The 6,048-nt window shown below is 47.1% G+C and carries 7 protein-coding genes; 2 read left to right on the forward strand and 5 right to left on the reverse strand.

What is annotated here, in order from left to right; genetic code table 11:
• Window positions 1-42: 42 nt before the first annotated feature.
• Genes IPJ71_11085 through gatC form a run of 5 tightly spaced genes read right to left on the reverse strand, consistent with a single transcriptional unit; the run spans window position 43 to window position 4,625 of the window.
• On the reverse strand, window positions 43-534 hold the full coding sequence (locus IPJ71_11085) for a DUF192 domain-containing protein (GenBank protein MBK7844222.1): 492 nt from the start codon (window positions 532-534) through the stop codon (window positions 43-45).
• On the reverse strand, window positions 531-1,439 hold the full coding sequence (locus tag IPJ71_11090) for a Ppx/GppA family phosphatase (protein ID MBK7844223.1): 909 nt from the start codon (window positions 1,437-1,439) through the stop codon (window positions 531-533). The genes IPJ71_11085 and IPJ71_11090 overlap by 4 nt, the downstream gene beginning before the upstream one ends.
• Complete coding sequence (gene gatB / locus IPJ71_11095; protein ID MBK7844224.1) at window positions 1,436-2,875, reverse strand: Asp-tRNA(Asn)/Glu-tRNA(Gln) amidotransferase subunit GatB; 1,440 nt, start codon at window positions 2,873-2,875, stop codon at window positions 1,436-1,438. Before gatB ends, IPJ71_11090 begins: the two co-directional genes overlap by 4 nt.
• Entirely contained in the window at window positions 2,862-4,337 is a 1,476-nt protein-coding gene (gatA, locus tag IPJ71_11100) for an Asp-tRNA(Asn)/Glu-tRNA(Gln) amidotransferase subunit GatA (GenBank protein MBK7844225.1), read from the reverse strand. The genes gatB and gatA overlap by 14 nt, the downstream gene beginning before the upstream one ends.
• Window positions 4,338-4,343: 6 nt before the next feature.
• The gene (gatC, locus tag IPJ71_11105) at window positions 4,344-4,625 is read right to left on the reverse strand and encodes an Asp-tRNA(Asn)/Glu-tRNA(Gln) amidotransferase subunit GatC (protein MBK7844226.1); all 282 of its coding nucleotides are present in this window, start codon (window positions 4,623-4,625) and stop codon (window positions 4,344-4,346) included.
• Window positions 4,626-4,754: 129 nt separating this feature from the next.
• On the opposite strand from gatC, the gene IPJ71_11110 reads away from it, so the two are divergent.
• Both IPJ71_11110 and IPJ71_11115 read left to right on the forward strand, forming a co-directional pair.
• Window positions 4,755-5,168: a hypothetical protein gene (locus IPJ71_11110; protein MBK7844227.1), complete on the forward strand. Its 414-nt coding sequence runs from the start codon at window positions 4,755-4,757 to the stop codon at window positions 5,166-5,168.
• Between the two features lie 128 nt (window positions 5,169-5,296).
• Window positions 5,297-6,048: hypothetical protein (locus IPJ71_11115; GenBank protein MBK7844228.1), on the forward strand; the 752-nt coding region annotated here is incomplete at its 3' end.

Raw genomic sequence — 6,048 nt, forward strand, 5'->3', positions numbered from 1 at the left:
GGGAAAATAATAATTCTTGCTGGCCCGCCCTTTGTCACCCGATCATTCAGACCGGACCTTTGTCTGACTTTTGGATTCGCTCTCATCTGTCCATTTCCATGTTGCTCCAACAGACAACTTATTTTCTTTGAACCATCCTCTGTTTGCCTCCAATGCATAAAGAGCTGGCCTGCTGCTTCTGTATTGCGGGATTTCGCGCTCCAACACCGATTTCGCCGGCTCCATGTCAACAATTTCGGTCAGAGTCTTGTTCTTGTCAAAAAAAGCTATTGAGAGGGGAATAAATGTGTTTTTCATCCAAAACGAAAGGACTTGTTCCTTGCTAAAAAGGAACAACATGCCCTCATTTTTTGCCAAAGACCTTCGATGCATGAGACCCTCGGACCTTCGTTCATCCGTATCCGCCACCTCAACCACCATTTTGACACTTCCTAGTTGGATCATTCGTCGGTCAAACTTCACGCCCCCACCAAAAGCCAAGAGCGGAGAGATCGTGAGAAAGATCAAAAGAATGCCGTTAAACCACAAATTCATTTTGCAACCTCCAAAGCAGCTCCGTATCTGACGCCCCTTGCCGACACAATGAGTTCCTCGACCTCTAGAATCTTTGATGATTCAATCAGTATCAATAACCCAGCCAAAATAACATCGGCCCGCTGTGGTTCCATGCCTGGAAGTGAAGAGATCTCCGTTAGAGTCATTCCCATTATTCTCTCACACCACTGCTCCATTGTTGCCAACTTTAATCTAAACCCATGGATACTTTTCGCACTGAACTCTTTTTCTCCCAGAATTACGGACGCGAGAGTCGTCGGCGTTCCAGAAACAGCTATCACGGGTCCCGAATCAGTGCAAATATCGTGAGGCAGATGTTCCAGCTGACTCTGCACAAATGTACGCAATGTTCTCAATTCTTGACCAAAAACCGGATGTCCAGAAATAAATCTTTCGGTCAATCGAACACAGCCCATGTCGAGAGATCGGCTTGCTTGAATTCCGCCTTTGCTTCCCAAAATAAACTCCGTTGAACCACCCCCTACGTCGATGACTCGACAATTCCCCTTTTGAAGGAAATCTCCCGTTCCTCCAAAAAATGAAAGCTTTGCTTCCTCTATCCCCGATATGATTTGGATCGGAATTCCATACTTGGCTCCAACAGCGATCAGGTCTTCCTTGTTATTGGCCTCTCGAGCTGCGCTTGTCGCCACAGCTTTCACCACATCTGGACTAAATTCAGCAATCTTCGCGGCATATTCCCTGAGGCAATCATCGGCCCTCTTCAGTGCCTCAGGTGAAAAAATGCGCGCTTGATCCATGTTCTGACCTAACCGCGTGACACGATATTCATCGTGAAGGACCTTCACGATTTTGCCTTTTTCAATTTCAACAACCAACAAAAGAAAAGTATTTGAACCCAAATCCAAAAAAGCTATTTTCATAAAGGTGGTCTCAATTTCTTAAGCAGAAGGCTATTCACCAAATCAGGATTGGCTTGCCCCTTGGTTTCTCTCATCACTTGACCCACAAAAAAGCCAAAGACTTTTTCCTTTCCGCTCCGATACTGTTCTACCTGGCCGGAGTTCTTCGCCAGAATTTCGTCAATGATCTTTTCCAAAGTAGAGTTGTCTGAAACCTGAACGAAACCCTTCTCTTCAATTACCTGGTCGGGCCTGCGGCCTGACGACCACATCTCCGCAAACACCAGCTTGCCAATCTTACCTGAGATCGTTCCTTGATCAATAAATTGAATGAGTGAACCCAAATTCTTGGGGGATACCGGCGAGTTCTTGATCTCAATCTTGCCTAAATTTAACTCTCTCAACAGCTCAACCATAATCCAATTGCAGGTCGATTTTGGGTTAGAGCAGACTTTCACGGCCTCTTCAAAATAATCCCCCAGTTCTCTTTCATCTGCCAAGTGAGAGGCATCGATATGGGACAAACCAAAATCAATCTGAAGACGACGAACTCTTTGAAATGGCAATTCCGGAAGGCCTAGCCGAAGCTTTTCAATCCAAGAAGAAGAAATCTCTAAAGGCAGTAGGTCCGGATCAGGAAAATATCGATAATCGTGAGCATCTTCTTTTGATCTCATGGCATACGTGCGATTTTTGACCGAGTCAAAAAGTCTGGTCTCTTGTACGACCCGTTGACCAGTTTCTACGAGATCGATCTGTCGCTGAATTTCGTATTCAATAGCCTTCTCAATAAAACGAAAGGAATTGATATTTTTAATTTCAACTCTCGTGCCTAATTGGGGATTGTTCTTCTGACGAATACTTACGTTGCAATCGCAGCGAAGAGATCCCTCCTCGAGGTTTCCATCGCATGCTTCCAAATATCTTAAGGTCCTGCGAATTGCTCTTACATATTCGGCCGCAACCGCTGGTGACCGAATGACTGGTGCCGAAACAATTTCAAGGAGCGGTACACCTGCTCGATTATAGTTGAGAAGAGTCCCATCGCCATGATGAGTGGACTTTCCCGCGTCTTCCTCCATGTGAGCGCGCGTTATTTCTACGCGCATAGGTTCGCCATCAACAAAGAAATCAATATACCCGTTTTCACAGAGAGGCACATCAAACTGAGATATCTGATATCCCTTAGGTAAATCAGGATAAAAATAATTTTTACGAGCAAATACAGACTGCTTGTTGATCCTGCAATTCAAAGCCAAACCGATGAGAACTGATAGCTCTACCGCCTTTTCATTCAAAACCGGCAAAGTCCCTGGCATACCCAAAGACACGGGATGAACATGTTGGTTGTCTCCCCCCCCGAAAGAGGCGGAATCCGGAGAAAAAATCTTGCTCCTTGTCAAAAGTTGAGCATGAATTTCCAAACCAATGACGGCTTCCCAATCACCTGATGACATCAGGAAGTCTCCCCTTCATTCCGGCGGCTGCTTCTATTGCAGTGGCCACGTTAAAAAGGCGCTGTTCCTCAAAGTGAGGAGCGAGAAGTTGAATACCAACCGGAAAACCTTGTTCCGTCATTCCGGCAGGAACGCTCAGCCCGGGAATTCCGGCCAAGTTTGCAGAAGTTGTGTAAACGTCATTGAGATACATGGCCAAAGGGTCGCTCACCTTTTCACCAATCTTAAAGGGGAGAATAGCAGTAACTGGACCCATAATGACGTCACATTGCTCAAAGACATTTAAAAACTCATCACGTATCAGACGTCGCACCTGTCCCGCCTTCTTAAAGTAGGCATCGTAATATCCACTCGAGAGAGCATAGGTTCCAAGAATAATTCTTCTTTTGACCTCTTCGCCAAATCCTTCGCTCCTCGTCCTAGCGTAAAACTCTTCAAGGGTTTTCGCTGGAGATTTTGTAAAATCGGCTCGAAGGCCGTATCTCACTCCATCGTACCGAGAAAGATTGCTTGATGCTTCGCTCGTAGCAAGAAGGTAATAGGTCGCAACGGCCACATCCGTCAGTGGCAAATCGACTTCCATCAATTCTGCACCGGCCTCTTTCAAGAGATCCTCTGCATTTCTAACAACGCGCTCGATTTCTCCATTTAATCCTGATTGGAAAAATTGGCGTGGAATTCCTATTTTAAGGCCCCTCATTTTGGGGGATATGTTTTCACTAAAGCGTGGCACCTCAATTTGGGAACAAGTTGAATCCCTTAAATCCGGTCCTCCAATCACTTCCAAAGCAAGGGCGGCATCCCGAACAGTGAGCGTCATTGGGCCCGCTTGATCCAAGCTCGAAGCATAGGCAATGATGCCATAGCGACTCACTCGGCCATAGGTTGGCTTGAGCCCCACAACTCCGCAGTAACTAGCCGGCTGACGAATGGACCCTCCCGTATCGGTCCCTATTGCGAGAGGGCACATGCGAGAGGCCACCGCAACAGCGGAGCCGCCGCTTGAACCACCGGGAACATATTCTCTGTTCCAAGGATTTCGGCAAACCCCAAAGGCAGAGGTTTCGTTGCTTGAGCCCATTGCAAATTCATCCAGATTCGTCTTACCTAACAAGACCGCACCCTTGGCTTCCAGGCGCTCGACAACTGTGGCAGAGTAAGGAGGAACAAAGTTCTCAAGGATCTTTGATGCCGCCGTGGTTCGAATATCTTTTGTACACAACAAGTCCTTAACGGCAACGGGAACTCCAGCCAGAGGTCCAACGTCTATTCCTTTGCTTATCTTGTCATCTATTTTTCGGGCTTGGTTTATGACTTCCTGATTTAACAGAATAAAGGCTCCGAGCAGACCATTCAGCCTTTCGGCTCGAGCGAGATAGGTCGTAGCAACTTCAACTGCACTCACGCTCTTGGATCTCACAAGAGCAGCTATCCCAGTTGCGTCATTCTCAAATAAATCCATTCTTCCTCATATTACTGGCGGCACCTTAAAGAGATTTCCACTTCGTTCAGGGGACTGGGCCAAGGCCTGATCTACACTGGACCATGGCTCAACTCGGTCGTCCCTCAAACGCTGGGACAAATCCGTTGGCGTTACCAAGGGCTCAATGCCATCCGTATTGATCTTACTGATCTTAGCGAAAGCTTCCATCACTGCCGCAAGCTGACCGCTGAAATGAACCACTTCTGCTTCTGTCAATTTCAATCGAGCTAATCGAGCAGCAGACTCGATGATTTCCCTCGAAATCATTTTACAAACCTCTCCCAGTGAAATTTACCTCACTGTCTGAATTGGTGCCAGCCCCTTAGATGAAACAGTGCGTTAACTTTCGATTGAGTCCTCTTTGACCGCTCAGAATTCTCCTTCTATTTTCCATTGATGAACTCTCTCAAACAAAATGTCGCCTCAAGAATTCTTTCTCTTCGTAACCAGATCGAACATCACGATTATGCCTATTACGTTCTAGATCGACCAATCATATCTGATTATGAGTACGATAAGCTTTTTCGTGAACTTCAGCAGTTGGAGATCGATCACCCCGAGCTACTAGCTCCAGATTCTCCCACTCGTCGGGTCGGCGGAACACCCGCAAAGCAATTTGTAAAACGCTCACACTCGAACCCATGCTCAGCCTTCAAAATACCTATTCCCTCGACGAGATTGTCGCCTTTGACGAACGAATTAAATCCCAACTCTCAATCGCAAACGATATCGAGTACTTTTGCGAACCAAAGCTCGACGGCCTTGCTCTTGAACTCGTCTATGAGAACGGAATTTTATGTGCGGCTGTAACTCGAGGAGATGGTCTCATCGGCGAGGACGTCACCGCTAACATCCTCACCATTAAAGCCATCCCTTTGCGGCTGCGGTCCTCCCCCCAAGTAGTCCCATCTCTTGCTGAGATCAGAGGCGAACTGATCATGCATAAGGCCGATTTTTTGGAACTGAATCAATGGCAAGAAGAGAATGGTCTTCAGCCATTTGCGAATCCGCGAAATGCGGCCGCCGGCAGCGTACGTCAACTTGACCCCAAAGTAACCGCTGAACGCAGTCTGCGTTTCTACGCCTACGGAACCGGATCCATCAGTGGAGTCGAATTCAAAAGCCAGGAGGAAATTGAATGTAAGTTTGCTGAATGGGGCCTACCCACTCTGGGGGTTTCAAAGTTTCCTGGAGGACTATCCGAATTTCAAGAGAAGGGGCTCAAACTCATCCATAACCGACAAAAAATTTTGTATCATCCCCTGGCCATTCGCCTCGAAAACATTGGCGCCTCCCTGAGGTATTACGAATTTATTGATTCAATAAGGCACTCTTTGCCATTTGAAATTGACGGAGTCGTCATCAAGGTCAATTCCTTGGAATTGCAATCCGAACTTGGACTGATTGCTCGGAGTCCTCGATGGGCAACTGCCGCCAAGTTCAAACCCGAGCAATCTCAAACAAAGGTGCTGGATATTGTCGTCAATGTGGGTCGCACAGGAGCTCTCACTCCAGTGGCAATTTTGAAGCCTGTGAGGGTTGGAGGCGTGACTGTCTCTCACGCTACCCTACACAACCAACAGGAAATTGACCGCAAAGATATTCGCATCGGAGATACAGTCATTATTCAGCGCGCAGGTGATGTAATCCCAGAAGTCGTTGAATCGATTCCTGGAGAGCGCCAAAAGAC

It is taken from the genome of Bdellovibrionales bacterium, assembly GCA_016714165.1.
Taxonomy (GTDB): domain Bacteria; phylum Bdellovibrionota; class Bdellovibrionia; order Bdellovibrionales; family UBA1609; genus JADJVA01.